Raw genomic sequence first — 17608 nt, forward strand, 5'->3', positions numbered from 1 at the left:
CTCACGCCCTACTTCACAGAACCTTGCGTAACGCCATTGATAATCCATTTTTGTGCAATCAGATAGACAATAATCATCGGCAGCAAGGCCATTAGATACGAGGCAAAGGCCAAATTAAAGTCGGTATTGAACTGCCCCTGGAACACATACTGAACGAGCGGTAGCGTATATTGCTCTGCATCGCTAATAATAATGAGCGGCAGCAGGAAGTCGTTATATGTGGACAGACAAGTGAGAATTCCCACCGTAGCACTAATCGGCGCCATCAGCGGGAATATAATGCGCCAAAAAGTACCCCATGTCGTCGCACCATCTACCGTGGCAGCCTCTTCCAATGCCACCGGAATGGAGCGAATATAACCAACATACACGAAGACATTAAACGCCAAACCATACACCGTATGCAGCATAATGAGACCCAACAGATTAGTCATATGAAGGCCCGAGGCCAGTTTTACAATCGGCAGCATGATGATCGGGAACGGTATAAACATGGCGCTCACAAAGTAAAAATATAATCCCTTAAAAAAGCGTCGCTGCATATTACGGGCAATCGCATAAGCGACCATCGAATTGGTTAGCAAAGTCAATATGACCGTCGATGTCGTGACTATCACACTGTTCTGAAAAGCGCTGAAGAAGTTGGTCATTTCTACTGCACGACTAAAATTTTCCCAATGCAGCTCGGTCGGAAAGGCAAAGGCGGAATGCGCCATCTGTTCGGGATTTTTAAGTGCTATCGTTACCGTCATATAGAGGGGAAACAGGATAAATATTGCCCCCAATGCTACCAGAAGCAGCACAGGCCAGTTGGTACGTCTGCTGGTTTTCATCAGTTATCCATCTCCCTTCTCTGGAGGAATCGCAGCTGTAAGATGGAAATGATCGCGATCACAATAAAGTAAATAACAGAGTTAGCCGACTGATAAGCAAATTCTCCGCCTTTAAATCCCCCGGTGTATATCAGGTGGGAAATCGACTGGGTGGCTCGTCCCGGCCCGCCATTCGTCAAAGCCACGATCTGATCGAACACCATCAGGGAATTTTTCATCGCCAATACCATATTAATCGTGAAAAACGGTGCAATTAACGGAAAGGTAATGCTCCAGAATTCGCGCCATTTACCCGCACCGTCCAGGTTGGACGCCTCATACAGACTTGTCGGAATGGTTTGCAGCCCGGCCAGATAGAGAATCGTATTAAAGGCAATCCCCTGCCATACAGCTACGATAACAACCCCCACCCAAGCCAGTTGTTCGCTGCCCAAAATGTTCGTCGACAATGAGGTAATACCTAAATTTTGCCCCCAAATCGTAAACACGTTCGAGAACAAGTAATTGAATATGTAACCCACGATTAGCACGCTCAAAATATTAGGCAGAAAATAAATACCGCGGAAAAAGTTACGAAACCGTATTTTAGCATTCAGCCCTAGCGCAATCAGCAAACTGAGGATATTAGTCGCAATGGTAACCACAATCGCAAATTTGAAAGTAAACCAGTATGCGTTCCCCACATTGTCGTCCTGAAACAAATTAATATAGTTCTTAAACCCGACAAAGTGATACTGATGACCAAAGCCGTTCCAGTTTGTAAGCGAATAATAAAAGCCCTGCAAGGCAGGCAAGGTCAAAAATACAAAAAACAATAGCACCGCCGGCACCGTCATCCAGTAAAAAGTTGTTAGTCGCTTATTCATGTCTCCTCCTCCTCTCCTATCGGCGGTTAGCTACCTTATCCCATTCTCGGTCCAGCTTGGCCAGATAAGCGTCGATGTCTCTGTTTTGCAGGAAGGCCTGCACAATCGAATTCAATTGGACCGCCTTGGGAATATAGTGATCGGCAAAATCAACGACGCGACCCGATTTAAAATACGGCAACAGCTCTGCCACACTCGGATCATCCTGCGTGACTCCCTTCACCGCCGAAAACAGCGTTTGCTCTGTAATGTATTGCTTGCTGTTCTCCGGCTTCAACAAGAAGGCAATGAACGCCTCGGCTTCCTTTTTATGCGGAGTGCTCTCCGATACGGCTAATAGCGTATCTATACCGGACACCAGTTTGACCGCCTTTTCGTCATTCCCTGTTGGTAATGGGAAAAATCCAAGCTCCACTTTTGGATTGGCTTTGCGAATTTCAGATATGGCCCACGAGCCCTGAATGTACATCAATCCCTGCCCGTTAGCGAAGGCACGGTTACCGTCGGCATAGTTTTTGCCAAAATTATCATCATGTCCGTATTTCAGTAGCTCCAGCTGCTTTTCCGCAACCTCGCGGTACTTGTCCTGAAAAGTGACCTGATTTTCACGCCGTTGCAGGAAAAAATCAATGCCCACCAGATTCGGACCCAGCGCATTAAAGGGGAGGTTCGTTTGCCAATCATCTTTATATGTAAAATAGAACGGGATTTTTCCAGCAGCTTTGATTTTTTGCGCCGTTGCAATCAGCTCATCCCACGTTTTGGGTACCCGTAATCCCATTTCCTTGAAAAGCGTTTTGTTATACATCACACCATTCGCATTCGCAGCATAAGGAATTCCATACACGGGATCGACCCCGGTTACATCCTTAAGCATTTTGAGGTAAATCGGGTCAATCGTACGTGGCAATTCTGTATTCGCCAGGTCCGTAAAAATACCACTTTGTGCCAAAATGGAGTAGGTATCGGTGGCCCCAAGCCCTACAATGTCAGGTACATCGTTTTTGACAACCCGGGTCAATAACACAGTCTCTGCCTCTGGCGGGTTGACCTGTGTCACTTCAATACCGGGATGTTCCTGATTGAATTGAGAGATTAGCTTATCGAATGAACCCTTGGCCTCCGGCTTGTTTTGAAAAAATTCAATTTTCACCTTACCCGAAGCATCGTCCTTGTTGCATGCGCTTACAAAAAAAGCCAATAAAAGGATCGCCGCCAGTGTAGACAGCTTTTTGACCCAACACCACATGCTCATACCTCCTTTTCCCCTATGTCAATCTATGCGGGACTAGACAATTAATACCCGTCCCTTATGTAAAAGAAACGATACTGCTACAACAATCTGATAACAGGAGGAACCAATGTTAAAAAAGATCCAATTGACCCTCAAACGGTCGGTTGGATCTTTCTTTTACTTTTATGATGTTCAGGTTACAAGTCTTATTTCTAAACAATCTTTTTTTCCCATCGTGTAAAACTAATAATGATACTTACCAGAATCAATCCACCTGCACACATCCAAAAATTAAAAGAACTGTCTACTCTTAAAGCAAGCATTATTTGCTGAAATGGGTCCATTAACATAATGAGGGGCCTAAACAACTCAAAGAGAAATACGGATAAGATAAGAATCACTATATAAGCAAACAGTGGCCGTGACATGAACAAACATACAGCGCTACTCAACATGAGCTTTACCAAGCAAACCAGCGTTAATACCAAATAAAACGAAATTATGTAGGGTACGGCATCTGATGGGGAAGAGGCGACGGATGAACCATATTTAAAAAAAGTAGAGCTGTGTGGGAAAAACAACCAGCCAGCGAATACACCTATAAGCAAGCTTGTCCCCATAAAAATGGCTGTTGAGGCTGATAGTGCGAGCAACTTGGCAAGCCAAAACTGAAAACGTCGATACGGTCGTAGCATATATAGCCTATATGCTCCAGAATAGAGATCGCCGCTTAACTGATCCACATACAGAATGGGCAGGATTGCTGTAACTAGAAATAAGGCAACCTCACTCATCATCAGCCACGGCAGGTTCAGATTATTTACGACCACAGTTCCTTCACCAAAACGTAAGACCTTCGTACCCGTTACTTTATGGCTCCATATAATTGCAACCACGATGAATATATAGGCTATATATAATAAAAGAGTGGATTTGCGATTCCAAATTCGTTCCATTTCACTTCGCCAGATTGCCAGCATGAGGAACCCCCCCTAATACAGATAATCATCAGTCACAAAACGGCGGTATGCGCCCCAAGTAAACAAGATAAGATATAGACTAACAACGGTGATAATCGCCCCATTCACAGACGAATTGCCCATTAAGGACCTATCTAATCCTGTATGCTGCATATATGGAATAATCATAAATGCGATCACATTGTATAGGTATGGGATATGGGAAACAAAAGAGGCCAATTTTAAATATAATGAATCAAACAACAGAGAGCCCAGATTGTATACCATACAAACACCGATGGCATACGTTACACTTTTGCTATACATAGCGACGAAACAATAGAAGGAGCTTATTGCTAATAATGAGGCAAGCGCCCAACCATAGTATTTAAGCATCTGCAGTCCTTGAGATTCGGACAACCCCGCATCACTTACATCATATGAAAGAGTCCATACTTCAACGATCACCTGCGATGATACTGCAAATACAATGAGAAGAAACAAAATAGTAGCATTTAAAACCAGCAGTTTACTCCAGAAAATCTGCCCGCGGGTAAATCGGCGCATAAATAACAACCGCAGTTGCCCGCTTCGAAATTCCTCTGTGTATACAGCAGCAGCTAAAGCAGCTACAGCTATGTTGCATACTAAAAACAAATTCTCACGCAGACCAGTAACGACAAAGTTTAAAGATAATACCTCAACAGGAACCTTCATCGTGCGCAAAAAATATACTCCTGTCGAACAAGCGAGCAGCGGCGTACATAACACCATGAGCCAGAACCACTTTCGTCTCCATAATCGCTCGAACTCACTGTATATTAATGATTTCATAGTCCCATCAATCCCATGAAAGCATCCTCTAGCCGTTGACCGTCCTCTACTAGTTGATCAGCAGGTCCCTGCCAAACTAGCCCGCCCTCTTTGATAACAATGAGTTCGTCACACATCTGTTGCAGTTCATCCAACAGATGACTGGAGATAAAAAAGGCATAATTCGCTGAATCACGTAGCTGAAGCACGATATCTCTCAGCTCCCGCATTCCCATAGGATCAAGCCCATTAGACGGTTCATCCAGCAATAAAAGCTCAGGAGCACCCAGCATGGACTGCGCAATACCTAGCCTTTGCTTCATTCCCAGCGAATAGGTTTTCACCTTGTCATCTCCCCGTGTTTCCAGTCTCACCTTTGTAAGCAATTCTTCAATATGTATCTCCCGATCTGAGGGCACAATCTCAGAGTGTAACCGTGACAAATTGCGCAAAACCTGTCTGCCTGTCATATAATCAAAAAAGACTGGAGATTCAATAATAGCCCCCACCTTGGACAGCGCCTTTTCCCGATCCGTCTGTACATCGTATGAAGCTATCTTTACAGAGCCGCTGGTTGGCTGCATTAATCCGGTCATGATTCGCATCATTGTGGTTTTGCCAGCTCCATTAGGTCCGATGAATCCATATATCTTCCCTTTCTGAAGCTTAAAGGAAACACGGTCTAACAAATGCCTTTTCCCCATTCTTTTCGTTACCTGACTGACCTCCAGTAAGGAGTCTGACATACTATTCCCTCCATCCATAACAAATCACAACAAAGTTCCAACGCGTGCATTTGATATGTAAGATCATGATGGACAACACATACTTCACTTAACAATGAAACATATTATTTATTCAATTTAAAAAATATCACATGTTGCGAAATGCAAACAACTTTCTTTATATGTAAAATATAATAATAATGATACATCAATTCCATTTATCTAAATTAATGGTCATTAATTTTCGTGATGATCTCTTTGTCTTTACACTGCAAAAAAGGTAGCCCTTCAGTAAACGTTCTACCTCAGGGCTACCCTCTATATAAAATAAACTGTTTTCTATCCAGTAACTACTAGCCTGTCACCTACTCCAGTTCAACCCACTCGCCGAGCAACGTGTCCAGCTCGGCTTGCAGCCGCTCACGCGCATCCCACAGCTCCGCCATGTGGATCGTGTCGCCGTTTGTGCCGAGCAGCTCCAGCTCGGCATCCGCTGTCGCCAATTCTGCTTCTTTGGCGGCGATGGCCCGCTCCAACCGCTCGCTGGATGCAGCGGGCGTGCGTGATGACTTCGCGGCGGCCTTCGCTTCGCGTGCTCCAGACCCGGTAGCGGGCGAGCCCAAGCGACCTGAGCGTGCACGGCTCGCATCGTCTTCCGTAGTCGCTCCCGCATGCGCAGCCGCCCCCATGCCATTGCTCGCTGCACTGGAATGTACAGCTGTGCCCGAGCCAGAGCCGCCACCCGATGCGGCTCTGCTTGCAGATGTCGGGCGTGTCCCGGTATCCCCGTCGCTCTGTAGACGAGCGTTCTCCAGCTCCCGCTTCTTCGCTCGGTACTCGTCAAAGCTGCCTAGATAAAAGGTCAGCTTTCCAGCCTCCAGCTCCCACACGCGCCCTGCCAGCTTATTCACAAAATAGCGGTCATGTGAAATCGCCAGTACTGTTCCCGTGTAGGTGTCTAACGCTTCCTCCAGCGCCTCGCGTGAGTCAATGTCCAGATGGTTCGTCGGCTCATCCAGCACCAACAAATTTGGTTTTTTCATGACCAGCAACGCTAGCCGCAAGCGGGACCATTCGCCACCGGACAGCATGCTCACGGGCTTAAACACATCGGCACCGTAAAACAAATACTTCGCTAGCAACCCGCGTGCCTCGCCTTCTTCCACCCCTGCTTCCTCCTTGAAGTAAGCAAGCACAGTCGCCCGGCTATTCCGTTCTCTCTCCTGCTGCGCCAAATATCCGTACTCCACGCGCGCACCCCACTGGACTGTGCCTGCATCCGCGCTTTCCTGACCAAGCAGCAGCTTGAGCAACGTCGTTTTGCCTGACCCATTATCACCCAGCAAGGCCACCTTTTCGCCGAATTCCAGACTGCCCGTTGCCCCGTTTAATATCTGGCGTTCTCCATAGGCTTTAGCAATTTCTTCAAACTGCAGTACCCGGCGACCGGAACGATCCTCCAGCTTTAAGTGAAATTCCGCCCCCTGCGGGTCCAATACAGGCCGCTTCACCAGTTCCATGCGCTCCAACGCCTTACGAATGGAGGCTGCCTTTTTGAAAAACTTTTCGTTGTCGCCATTGCGCCCCCACTCTTCAAAGCGCCGAATGGCCTCTTTCATCTTTTTGATCCGCTTTTGCTGTTCCTTATAGTCTTCAAATTGTAGTAGCAGTCGTTCTTCCTTTTCCTTAACATAGCCACTGTAGTTCGTATAATACGTAAACGCCTCGCCATCCTCGAGCTCAATCATTTTAACGGCGACCCGATCCAGAAAATAACGATCATGAGATACAACCACACACGCACCTGTGTAGCCCTGCAAAAATTGCTCCAGCCATTCCAGCCCCTTCAAATCCAGATGATTGGTCGGCTCATCCAGCAGCAACAAATCCGGCCGTCCGATGAGCTGTGATGCCAGCGCTATTTTTGTTTTCTCTCCACCCGACAGCGAGCCGAAGCTGCGCGTATACATTCCTTTGGGAATACGCAGCCCATCCGCTACCTGGTCAATGTTTGCAGCCATTTCATAGCCGCCGTTGCGTTCAAACCGTTCCTGCAAGGTAGCATACGATTGCAGCAACTTCTCCAGAAGGCCCACGTCTGCTGCCACAACCGGATCTGACATTTCCCGTTCCAGTGTGCTCATCTGATTGCGGCAATCCTTCAGCTCACGATAGGCATAAGCCAGTGTTTCGTACACGTTGAAGCTCTCAAACTCCGCCGGAATTTGCGGCAAATAGCCAATTTTCGTATCCTTGGCGATGACGAGTTGCCCTTCATCCGGGCGGGACAAACGTGCGATTAGGCGTAATAGGGTGGTTTTACCGCTTCCGTTGCGGCCGATGAGCCCCACCTTTTCTCCCGTATGGATATCAAACGATGCACCATCCAAAATCAGATTGGCAGCATGGTATTTTTTCAATTGTTGACCGTTTACTATATACATGTTCAGGCTCTCCTTTATTTAGGAAGACCCTTACCCGGGTAACACAAAAAGAGCCGCAGGAGCAACCCCGCGACTCTTCGGAAGATACAGCAATCCGTTCGAGTTAAGGTAGGCGTCTTCTCGCGATGTTTACAACCGTATGATTAAAATTGGACAGACTTCTCCCGTTGTATGGAAAAGCATGAACAATGCCAGCCATAGCAATCGGCAGCTGGCTAATACGGTTGTTCAGCATCTCGTGATTCACCTACCTCACCTCCTTCTTCATAATTGTGTGTAGTATAACATGTTTGCTCGCATTATAAAAGAGGGCGATGGTCCAGCAAATTATGAAACAGAGTGGTGCCCTCTGACAGCCTGCGATGTCCCCGCTCTGGTAATCGAAAATACGCCGCAGACAAAAGCAACAATCACAAATGCCCCACCTACCCAAGCGTTCGTGGCAACAGATTCACTATTTTCAATCACTACTCCTCCCAAGGCAGAACCTAAAGCGATCCCGACCTGGAGTGCGGAGAAATTAAAGCTTTGCTGAATACTACCCGATTCGGGTGCATGTTCAATAAGATAACTTTGCATCGGGGGCGACAAGGCCCAACTCAGTATGCCCCAGATAATCAGTAGTGGCGCAAATACATAAATCGAGTGAATTGAGAATGGCAGCAAGAACATCACGGCGATAAACACGCCTACGACGACTAGAATACTTTTCGCTGTGCCGAACCGATCTGCCAAAGAGCCGCCAATAAAACCACCGCTCACTGCCGCCAGCCCAAAGACAAAATAGGCCACACTAACCCACGAAGCGTTCAAGCCCATCATATTTTCTAAAAACGGAGTGAAGTACGCATATAACGTGTAATGGCCCGCCAGTGTCAGCGTGGTCACCAAATGAGCACTGATGACTTTAACATTTTTTAAGGATTTCAACTGATCACGCATAGGTACAACATGTTCTGTCGGAATACGCTCCATAAACAAGTTGATAACGATCATAGCAACGACCGTCAACAAAGCAATGATCAGGAAAAGCACCCGCCAGCCAAATGCATTTCCAATCAGCACCCCGGCTGGAATACCTAGAACGATGGAGGAGCTAACCCCCATGGAGATGACACCGAGGACACGGGCCTGATAAGCCTTGGACACCACTTTGACTGCAATGGTCAGTGACAATGTCACGATTAGCGACCCGCTTGCAGCGGTAATGATACGGGATACAAACAAGACTGCATAATTCGGACTCCAGAAGGCCAGCAGACTTCCCAGAATAAAAATAAACATCGACCACAGGTACAGTCGTTTTCGTTCAATTTTGGCTGTCAACGCCAACAAAGTTGGCCCAGCAATAGCATACACGAGCGCATAGATCATGATAAGCTGTCCTGCCGTGCTTACGGAGACATTCAAATCCTGTGCAATTTGGGGTAGCACGCCACCGATAATCAGCTCCACCAGCCCCACCGTAAAGGTCGCAATCGTTAAAATAACTACTTTGAAGTTCATTACATTAGCTCCTTTGCTGTCATGTAAATTCCCTCGTATTACGCAAAAAAATCCTGACCACAAGAAATGTACAAGACGTACACTTTTTGTAATCAGGATTTATCGGTTCCTGGTAGAGACCCTCAAACCATATTATTGAGGTTATACAAATGGGGCATTCATTTATTACGCATTCACGAAGGTTATAGCTATTACTATAAAGGAGCCTGTGGCTAAGTTCAACCCCCTACAGCCGCAAAAATTCGCTCATAGCACGATCCGACAGATAGGGTAGGTACTCATGACCGTATTCGTGATACAGGAGTATTTCCTTGTCTGATACGATTTTATTGTACACCGCAAACTGCGTGGAAGGCGGACAGATGATGTCCGACAGTCCTGTCACAAACAACACACGACCACGAATACGATCTGCCAAATGTTGAATATCGATGTAGCCTAGTCGGTGAAAGAGCTCCTCCTCGCGCAGATGGTTCGGATCAAACCAACGAAAATAATAAACCAGTTCTTCATATGCAGATGTAGTGGCATCCAGCATCCAGGCTCTTTTATAGTCCGACAGAAACGGATATACCGGAACTGCCATACGGACACGCGGCTCCAATGCAGCGCAGGCAACCGTCAAGGCCCCTCCCTGGGAGCAGCCAAATGCGCCGATCCGTTCAGGGTCGACCTGCTCCATAGACATCAGAATGCGCACCGTCTGCACGGTATCCAAAAATACATTGCGGTAATACAACCGATCCGGGTCCGGGTCGTCAATCCCTCGGATGATATGGCCGCGTACCGTCGTTCCCTGAACCTGCAAATTGTCCTCGGACAGCCCACCTTGCCCCCGGCAATCCATGGCCAGCACAGTGAATCCGTGTGCCGCATAGCTTACCTTGTCGAACCAGTCGCCACTGTCGCAGGAATATCCATGAAACATGGCCAAAGCTGGCCCTTGTTCCGTAAGGTGCTTGGGACGAGCCAGCTTCCCATGAACCTTTGCTCCGCCCACTCCAGTAAAATATAGATGGTAACACTCCACCATCGGAGAGACAAAATCAGCAGGCTCCAGTGTATAATCAAGCGGCTGCCGCTCCAGCTCCTGTAATGCCCGTTCCCAGTATGCGTCAAAATCCGGCGGCTTCGGGTTACTCCCCATATATGACTGCAATTGCTGTAAAGACATATCCTCCGGCATTCAAGTTCCTCCTACATCCGACCTGACTCACGGTCGTCTGCGACCACTTCATCCGTTGCGATGACATACTTCATAATGTCAGACACTGTCGTGTATGCAATACCTACATACGTGTCAGCGGCTCCATAATAAATCGCAATCCGCCCGGTGTCCGCATCATGCAGCGTAGCACACGGGAACACCACATTCGGCACAAAACCCCGTTCTTCGTACCATTCCTCCGGGGTCAGCACGAAATTCGAGGAACGATATTTAACTTTAGACGGATCATCCAGGTCAAGAACGGCTACGCCCATACTGTATACCAGCCCATTGCACGTGCCTGTCACCCCGTGGTAGAACATCAGCCAGCCCTCTGTCGTCTCAATCGGAGCCGGTCCGCCGCCAATCTTTACCGATTGCCACCAGCCCTGTCCGCCCTTGCTCATGACATGACGGTGCTTGCCCCAATAGACCAAGTCAGGACTTTCACTCAGAAAAATGTCGCCAAATGGTGTATGTCCGCTGTCGCTCGGACGGGATAGCAACATAAAGTTTCCGTTTAGCTTGCGGGGCAACAGCACACCATTGCGATTAAACGGCAGGAACGGATTTTCCAATCGTACAAAGCTTTTAAAATCCTTCGTTTGTGCTATTCCCAACGCTGCACCGTAAAAATCTGTGCACCAGATGATATAATACGTATCCTCCACGCGGACCAGACGCGGATCGTAAGCATAATTAGGCTGGTAATCGCTTCCTTCCTCATCGACCAAATGCAGACGTTCTGTCTCAATGTCCCAAGCCAACCCGTCGTCACTCCAGCCTAGATGCAAATGCGGACGTCCATTAATCGTTTCAGCCCGGAATACCCCTACAAACCGTCCCTCATACGGAGCTACTGCACTGTTGAAAATACGGGCAATGCCCGGCACCGGATTCCGCCCAATGACCGGATTCTCACTATGCCTCCACACCGGAGCCTCGCTACCTTCCGGCTTATCCTGCCACGGCATTTTCGACAGACTTTCTCCCACAATTCGTACGTTACCTACATCCAAATCCACATTCAATTTACTCATACGTATATTCTCCTCTCACCGAGATACTTGATCTCATCATTTTTCTATTTCGCCGTTATTCTATTTCACCGAACCCTGCGCGAATCCGTTATAGATATATTTTTGTAATGATAAAAACGCAATCAGCGTCGGAATAATGGCAATGATAATGCCCGCGCTAATGACTTCCCATTGCGAGCCATATGGCCCTTTAAACTTGAATAGCGCCGTCGATATGACCTGAAGGCTTGTTTTGGGCATATACAGGAACGGGGTGTAAAAGTCGTTGTAAATATTAACGCCCTTGATAATGATCACCGTCACAATGGCAGGCTTCAGCAGGGGCAAGATAATGCGCCAGTAGATCGTCAGATAGGAGGCCCCGTCCAGCATGGCTGATTCATCCAGCGCCACCGCAATGGAATCCAGAAATTGCAGAAAAATATACACCGCAATAATATCCGTTCCCAAATACAGCAAGATCGCCGCCCAAGGCGTGTTAAACAACTCCAGCTTGTTGATAATTTGGAATGTCGATACCTGTGTCGTCACCCCCGGAATGAGCGTGGCGAGCAAGAACGCACCCAGCATGAGACTTTTGCCCTTAAATTTAAAACGGTTCAAAATATACGCGATCATGGAACCGGTCAACGTAGCTCCGATGATCGAAATCAACAGGATAAAAGCTGTGTTCACAAATCCGGTCAGCATATTTCCGTTAATAAAGGCTTTGGTATAGTTAGCCCAATTCAGCCAGTTTACGGGGGGAGTCAGAGGACTGGTTGCCGCATATTCAGCCTTCGTCTTCAAAGATGCAAACAAAATGACGACAATCGGCAGCAGTGCAATGAACGCACCTAGTAGAAGCGCGGCATACTTGATGCTGCTACCCAGTATTCTTTTCAGCTTATACATGATTAGTCCTCCTCTCCCCGAATTAGCAACCGTTGAAGCAGTGTGACAGCAATCACGATCAGCAGCAGAACGACCGCCATCGCTGAGGCCAAACCGACCTTGCTGTATTTGAATGCCACATCAAGCGTCTGAATGACGAATGTTTCACTGCCGTTGGAGCCACCGGTCATAATATACGGGATGTCGAACGCACTGATCGCCCCGCTAATCGCCAAGATGAGATTCAATTGCAAAATCCGCTTGATACTCGGCAAAATAATAGAGCGGAATTGATGCCAGCGGTTAGCCCCGTCTATATCAGACGCTTCATACAGATCACTGGATATGGAGGAAATCGCACCGAGAAACACGATAAAGTTAAAGCCCATGTATCTCCAGATCGACGTGCCAGCCAGCGAAATATTGATAATCTCCGGGTTGCCCAGCCACAGCTTGACATACGAACCCAGCCCCATCGCCTGAAGCAGTGTATCAAGGGTACCGTCTGGCTTAAAAAAGAATAGAAAAATAAAACCAATAGCTACCCCGTTCATCAGGGAAGGAAAAAACAAAACGCCTTTAAAGAAATTTTTAAACCAGGTTTGAAAGCTGAGAATGGTTGCAAAATAAAGGGCCAGCCCCATCTGTACAAACGTGGCTACAAAGTAATACAGACTGACCTTAAACACCGAGAAATACTCGGGGTCGGTAAAGATTTTGATATAGTTTTCAAAGCCCACATATTCCAGACGCTTACTATAGCCATTCCAGTCCGAAAAGCTGTACTTAAACATATTGATCACTGGCAAGTACGCAAAAGTGATCAGCAGCGCTAGCGGAATAATTGAAAAGGCAACAATAATCGCCAATCTTTGTTTGGAGTAGCTGAGATTCGAAAATTTTAACATGCTGCACCTCCTGGCTATCCGTCCATCGACTGCTACGTCGATCCTTTCTTTTCGTCAGTTCAGATGGTTATTTTGCTTCCTTTGCAGCCACTTCAGCACGCGCCTTCACCCATGCATCGTTCAGATCCTTCATAATGGCATCATACGATTCCGGGCGGTTACCGACCGCTGCCTCAATAATGCGTTTTTTGAAGTCAGGCTGCCACAAGCCGATTTCTCCCTTTTTGTCGATTTTATCGACAATCCCTTCCTGTCCTTTTGGAGACGGAGTGAGCGTTTCAAAAACGACTCCCTGATCTTCGTATTGCTTCAAAATGCTAGGCATTGGGGCACCCTTCAGCGGACTAATGCTACCTGCCTGCTCTACGGCATAGTTGGACTTTTCGGTAAACCAATCCACCCAGGCACGGGCCGCCGGTTTATTTTCACTGTTTACGTTAATACCGAGGTTAAAATCACCAGCCAGAGGCACAAGTACCTTGGAGGCATTCGTCGGGAAAGGCATAAAACCGATATCATCCTTGTTAGAAGCTGTGCTTTTGATCTGGTCAATCGCCCAAGAGCCAAGCACCATCGTACCGATTTTGCCTTGAGCGAGATCCGCCTTGGAGGTCTCCCAATCTGTAGTCGTTGGATCTTTTTCAATCAGGCCTTTTTTAGCCGCATCGTACAGGACCTTATACAGTTCATAGTGGGGCTGGCCCTTCGTGAAATTGTCATCTGTATTCGGTTGTGTGACATTCACATATTCCTTCGTACCCGCCAATGTTGCCAGACTAGACTCCCACTGGGTCAGTGCCCAACCAGAGGCATAGTTCGTAAACAGCGGCACTGCCTTGGTTTTGTCCTTAATCTGCTGTAACGCTGTCAGGAATTGGTCCGGTGTTTTGGGAAGCTGCGTGATTCCTGCGTCCTTGAACACCTTTTTGTTATAAATCACACCAGAGTAAACCATCGCAATCGGAATACCGTAGCTGTTATGATCCACCGTACGCTCTTCAAGGCCGGTATACTTGTTTTTCATCTCCTCATAAGTACCCAGTGGCTCGAAAAAATTGGGCAGCTCTTCAACTGGAATACTGCCAGGAATCAGCAAAACATCTCCGTAATCCCTGGTCCCCATCCGGATTTTAATTTGGCCCTCATAATCGGCCAATGCCTGAAAATTGACCTTCACGTTCGGATAAAGCTTGTTAAATTCCTTGGCGTAGTCCTGAAACACCGTATCCACAATATCTGTCCGCTGTGTGATAACCGTAATTTCACCTTCCACACCCTTCGGATCAGAGCTGGCAGCTGGCTCATCCTTCTTTGAGGTACAGCCAGTAAACAGCCCCGCTAACAAAACCACGGATAGTAATGACATCAAAACCTTGGACAACTTCATGAGACGACTCCTCCTGTTGTTTTCGAATAAGGTTATCGTTAAAGTAACAAAATCATTTTATTATGTTAGCGCTTACTATGTCAATTGCAATATTCTTTTTGTAAAGTGGAATGGGTCACATCTTATGAAAAAACACCAATTTAGCATGGTTGACAGTTTACAAACAGCTATATATGATAATCCTGTAAAGTTAACGATAACCTAATAATTCATTTTCCGAAGGAGGCTTTGTCTCTTGGAAACATTACTGGACGAAATTAGACAGGAATGGAAGGAACACATACTCCCGTTCTGGCTTGGACTGAAGGATGAGACACACGGTGGGTTTTACGGCGAAGTGGATGTGGATCTGCACACTCATAACCAAGCCGACAAAGGGGGGATTGCCACTGCACGGCTACTCTGGTCATTCTCGGCGGCTGCCCGTGTAACAGGGGAAGATACCTATGCAGAAGCCGCACGACATGCATTCACATTCCTGCGAGATCACCTGCTTGATCCATTACATGGAGGAATGTATTGGATAGTGAACTACACCGGGCAACCCGTGGACACGTGCAAGCATGTATACGCGCAGGCATTCGCGATCTATGCGCTAGCAGAGTATGCACGTGCCACAGACGACCCGAATGCATTACCACTAGCTATGGAGCTGTTCCACCTGCTGGAGCAAAAAGGATATGATCCCACCCGACAGGCATACGGCGAACAATATGACCGCTTGTGGAACACGCAGCCTAATGAGCTACTCAGCGAAAATGGCGTCACCGCGCATATCACCATGAATACGCATATTCATGTTTTGGAGGCGTACACCCAATTGCTGCGCGTCTGGCCAAATGAAGAGGTTCGAGATGCACTGACGAACGTACTGGATATTTTATATCATCGTGTTTACGATGCTTCTGCTCGACGACTGGGGGTATTTTTCGATCGTGAATGGCGCTCTCTGCTTGACCTGACCTCATATGGTCACGACATCGAAGCCAGCTGGTTGATTGAAGACGCTATGAATGTGCTGGGTTATTACCCGTCAGAATACGTGGATATGGTGATGGATATTGCCAATGCGGTAGCAGAGCGCGCTGTTCAGCCAGACGGATCGCTCATCAATGAGCGGGAAGGAGAGCGGGTAGACACCTCACGTATCTGGTGGGTACAGGCCGAGGGGATGGTTGGTTTTTATAATGCGTTTCAACGTACAAAAGACGAACGTTTTTTGCAAATTGTGAAAAATCTATGGTCCTATACCCAGCAACATATCATCGATCCGCGCCCCGGAGGCGAATGGTTCTGGTCAGTTCAAGCGGATGGTAAGCCTGATGCGAGAGAGATTGCAGGACCCTGGAAGTGCCCTTATCATAACAGCCGATTTTGCATAGAAATGCTAGAAAGGATGGAAAACCAATGATCCATAGCAAATATAATGAGCTGCGGTTGCAGCAAGAGGAACTGATTACACGCCCCAATGAGGTTAAAGCTACCTTTTATAATGGTATCTACGAACGCTACATCTACCCAGTGCTCACACGCCATCATGTTCCACTTCACTGGCGGTTTGATCTGGATGCGCAAACCAATCCCTTTTTCATGGAGCGGCTGGGTGTAAATGCGGCATTGAATCCAGGGGCGATCTATCATGAAGGAAAATACATTCTTGTTTCGCGTACAGAGGGACTGGATCGAAAGTCATTTTTTGCTTTGGCAGAGAGCGATAACGGCATTGATCAATTTCGATTCATTGACGCTCCCCTCGTATGGGAGGATATCGACCCGGAAGAAACAAATATGTACGATATACGATTGGTAAAGCATGAGGACGGCTGGATTTACGGTATTTATTGCTCGGAAAAAAAGGACCCTGACGCACCACCCCACGATACCTCCAGTGCTGTCGCTCAGGCCGGACTGGTCCGCACTCGTGATCTTCGTACATGGACCCGGCTTCCCAACATCACTACCCAGTCCCCACAACAGCGCAACGTTGTCCTGCACCCTGAATTTGTGGACGGTCAATATGCCTTCTATACTCGTCCCCAGGACGGGTTTATTTCCACCGGTTCAGGCGGAGGCATCGCCTTCGGCCTGTGCAAAGATATTACACAACCCGTGATTGAACACGAAACCGTCATTGATGAGCGTTGTTATCATACGGTGTACGAAGCCAAGAACGGTCAGGGGCCTGCCCCGATCAAAACCAGTCGCGGCTGGATTCATATTGCTCACGGGGTACGCAATACGGCCGCCGGGCTGCGGTATGTGCTGTATACCTTTGCCACCAGTCTAGAAGACCCTACGCGCGTCATCGCCAAGCCCGGCGGGCACTTTCTGGCTCCTTATGATGAGGAACGCGTGGGCGACGTTTCGAATGTTATTTTTTGCAACGGGGCTGTTGTTAACGAGCAAGATGAAGTCTTTATTTACTACGCATCCAGTGATACCCGTATTCACGTAGCGACGACCACCATCGCTAGACTGGAGGACTACACCTTCAATACATCATCTGATCCCTTGCGTTCTCTCGGCAGCGCCGCTGTTCGCCGTGAGCTAATTCATCACAATGAAGCGCTATTGCAAGCACACTCCTGTCCTTCCCAGCGGACATAAGCCGCAGGCTTTATCCTGCTTGCGGAACCATGTATACTATCCATAGAACAACTGTTACCCGCAGGCTAACAGTTGTTCTATGGGCAGCCATGCTGCCAGTCTTTGTATCTTTACAGGACAGCAACCCTGCTAAGTCTTTTGGATTTTTACAGGCGGCTAAGCTACTGATATATTCCCCAGCATTTTGCATCCATTCTCTGGATTAG

16 protein-coding genes and 1 riboswitch are annotated in these 17608 nt (G+C 47.5%); of the genes, 2 read left to right on the forward strand and 14 right to left on the reverse strand.

Annotated features, from left to right (window positions below; genetic code table 11):
• Nucleotides 1-8 precede the first annotated feature (8 nt).
• The 14 genes from G9G54_RS10980 to G9G54_RS11045 form a co-directional block, all read right to left on the reverse strand.
• Nucleotides 9-833 (reverse strand): carbohydrate ABC transporter permease, encoded by an 825-nt coding sequence (locus G9G54_RS10980; protein WP_165177974.1) that lies wholly within the window; start codon nucleotides 831-833, stop codon nucleotides 9-11.
• Nucleotides 833-1699 carry a carbohydrate ABC transporter permease gene (locus tag G9G54_RS10985; protein WP_069290633.1) on the reverse strand — a complete coding sequence of 289 codons (867 nt, stop codon included), beginning with the start codon at nucleotides 1697-1699 and terminating at the stop codon, nucleotides 833-835. The genes G9G54_RS10980 and G9G54_RS10985 overlap by 1 nt, the downstream gene beginning before the upstream one ends.
• 16 nt (nucleotides 1700-1715) lie before the next feature.
• A complete protein-coding gene (locus G9G54_RS10990) occupies nucleotides 1716-2948 on the reverse strand; it encodes an ABC transporter substrate-binding protein (protein ID WP_165178337.1) in 1233 nt (410 codons plus the stop codon).
• A 197-nt stretch (nucleotides 2949-3145) separates the two neighbouring features.
• Nucleotides 3146-3913, reverse strand: coding sequence for an ABC transporter permease (locus G9G54_RS10995; protein ID WP_165177976.1), 768 nt, complete (start codon nucleotides 3911-3913; stop codon nucleotides 3146-3148).
• 12 nt (nucleotides 3914-3925) lie between these two features.
• Nucleotides 3926-4726, reverse strand: coding sequence for an ABC transporter permease (locus G9G54_RS11000; RefSeq protein WP_165177978.1), 801 nt, complete (start codon nucleotides 4724-4726; stop codon nucleotides 3926-3928).
• The gene (locus G9G54_RS11005; protein WP_165177980.1) at nucleotides 4723-5451 is read right to left on the reverse strand and encodes an ABC transporter ATP-binding protein; all 729 of its coding nucleotides are present in this window, start codon (nucleotides 5449-5451) and stop codon (nucleotides 4723-4725) included. The genes G9G54_RS11000 and G9G54_RS11005 overlap by 4 nt, the downstream gene beginning before the upstream one ends.
• Nucleotides 5452-5795: 344 nt before the next feature.
• Nucleotides 5796-7874, reverse strand: a complete 2079-nt coding sequence (gene abc-f, locus G9G54_RS11010) for a ribosomal protection-like ABC-F family protein (RefSeq protein WP_165177982.1) — start codon at nucleotides 7872-7874, stop codon at nucleotides 5796-5798.
• A 103-nt stretch (nucleotides 7875-7977) separates the two neighbouring features.
• Complete coding sequence (locus G9G54_RS11015) at nucleotides 7978-8121, reverse strand: RAxF-45 family protein (protein WP_016822706.1); 144 nt, start codon at nucleotides 8119-8121, stop codon at nucleotides 7978-7980.
• 80 nt (nucleotides 8122-8201) lie between these two features.
• Complete coding sequence (locus G9G54_RS11020) at nucleotides 8202-9380, reverse strand: MFS transporter (protein ID WP_165177984.1); 1179 nt, start codon at nucleotides 9378-9380, stop codon at nucleotides 8202-8204.
• Nucleotides 9381-9449: 69 nt separating this feature from the next.
• A riboswitch (purine riboswitch) is annotated at nucleotides 9450-9549 on the reverse strand.
• 57 nt (nucleotides 9550-9606) lie between these two features.
• Nucleotides 9607-10566: an acetylxylan esterase gene (locus tag G9G54_RS11025; RefSeq protein ID WP_165177986.1), complete on the reverse strand. Its 960-nt coding sequence runs from the start codon at nucleotides 10564-10566 to the stop codon at nucleotides 9607-9609.
• Nucleotides 10567-10577: 11 nt separating this feature from the next.
• Nucleotides 10578-11627 (reverse strand): glycoside hydrolase family 130 protein, encoded by a 1050-nt coding sequence (locus G9G54_RS11030; protein WP_165177988.1) that lies wholly within the window; start codon nucleotides 11625-11627, stop codon nucleotides 10578-10580.
• Between the two features lie 60 nt (nucleotides 11628-11687).
• Nucleotides 11688-12521 carry a carbohydrate ABC transporter permease gene (locus tag G9G54_RS11035; RefSeq protein WP_025721962.1) on the reverse strand — a complete coding sequence of 278 codons (834 nt, stop codon included), beginning with the start codon at nucleotides 12519-12521 and terminating at the stop codon, nucleotides 11688-11690.
• 2 nt (nucleotides 12522-12523) lie between these two features.
• A complete protein-coding gene (locus G9G54_RS11040) occupies nucleotides 12524-13408 on the reverse strand; it encodes a carbohydrate ABC transporter permease (RefSeq protein WP_061829466.1) in 885 nt (294 codons plus the stop codon).
• A gap of 67 nt (nucleotides 13409-13475) precedes the next feature.
• Complete coding sequence (locus tag G9G54_RS11045) at nucleotides 13476-14795, reverse strand: ABC transporter substrate-binding protein (RefSeq protein ID WP_165177990.1); 1320 nt, start codon at nucleotides 14793-14795, stop codon at nucleotides 13476-13478.
• 235 nt (nucleotides 14796-15030) lie between these two features.
• On the opposite strand from G9G54_RS11045, the gene G9G54_RS11050 reads away from it, so the two are divergent.
• Together G9G54_RS11050 and G9G54_RS11055 are read left to right on the forward strand one after the other, a co-directional pair.
• Nucleotides 15031-16206, forward strand: a complete 1176-nt coding sequence (locus G9G54_RS11050) for an AGE family epimerase/isomerase (protein WP_165177992.1) — start codon at nucleotides 15031-15033, stop codon at nucleotides 16204-16206.
• Nucleotides 16203-17402: a glycoside hydrolase family 130 protein gene (locus G9G54_RS11055; protein ID WP_165177994.1), complete on the forward strand. Its 1200-nt coding sequence runs from the start codon at nucleotides 16203-16205 to the stop codon at nucleotides 17400-17402. The genes G9G54_RS11050 and G9G54_RS11055 overlap by 4 nt, the downstream gene beginning before the upstream one ends.
• The last annotated feature ends 206 nt before the right edge of the window (nucleotides 17403-17608 follow it).

The organism is Paenibacillus sp. EKM212P (assembly GCF_011066115.1).
Lineage (GTDB): Bacteria > Bacillota > Bacilli > Paenibacillales > Paenibacillaceae > Paenibacillus > Paenibacillus polymyxa_B.

Coding starts and splice junctions, on each gene's coding strand:
- G9G54_RS10980 (WP_165177974.1), bottom strand. CDS start 833: ATGAAAACCAGCAGACGTACCAACTGGCCTGTGCTGCTTCTGGTAGCA.
- G9G54_RS10985 (WP_069290633.1), bottom strand. CDS start 1,699: ATGAATAAGCGACTAACAACTTTTTACTGGATGACGGTGCCGGCGGTG.
- G9G54_RS10990 (WP_165178337.1), bottom strand. CDS start 2,948: ATGTGGTGTTGGGTCAAAAAGCTGTCTACACTGGCGGCGATCCTTTTA.
- G9G54_RS10995 (WP_165177976.1), bottom strand. CDS start 3,913: ATGCTGGCAATCTGGCGAAGTGAAATGGAACGAATTTGGAATCGCAAA.
- G9G54_RS11000 (WP_165177978.1), bottom strand. CDS start 4,726: ATGAAATCATTAATATACAGTGAGTTCGAGCGATTATGGAGACGAAAG.
- G9G54_RS11005 (WP_165177980.1), bottom strand. CDS start 5,451: ATGTCAGACTCCTTACTGGAGGTCAGTCAGGTAACGAAAAGAATGGGG.
- abc-f (WP_165177982.1), bottom strand. CDS start 7,874: ATGTATATAGTAAACGGTCAACAATTGAAAAAATACCATGCTGCCAAT.
- G9G54_RS11020 (WP_165177984.1), bottom strand. CDS start 9,380: ATGAACTTCAAAGTAGTTATTTTAACGATTGCGACCTTTACGGTGGGG.
- G9G54_RS11025 (WP_165177986.1), bottom strand. CDS start 10,566: ATGCCGGAGGATATGTCTTTACAGCAATTGCAGTCATATATGGGGAGT.
- G9G54_RS11030 (WP_165177988.1), bottom strand. CDS start 11,627: ATGAGTAAATTGAATGTGGATTTGGATGTAGGTAACGTACGAATTGTG.
- G9G54_RS11035 (WP_025721962.1), bottom strand. CDS start 12,521: ATGTATAAGCTGAAAAGAATACTGGGTAGCAGCATCAAGTATGCCGCG.
- G9G54_RS11040 (WP_061829466.1), bottom strand. CDS start 13,408: ATGTTAAAATTTTCGAATCTCAGCTACTCCAAACAAAGATTGGCGATT.
- G9G54_RS11045 (WP_165177990.1), bottom strand. CDS start 14,795: ATGAAGTTGTCCAAGGTTTTGATGTCATTACTATCCGTGGTTTTGTTA.
- G9G54_RS11055 (WP_165177994.1), top strand. CDS start 16,203: ATGATCCATAGCAAATATAATGAGCTGCGGTTGCAGCAAGAGGAACTG.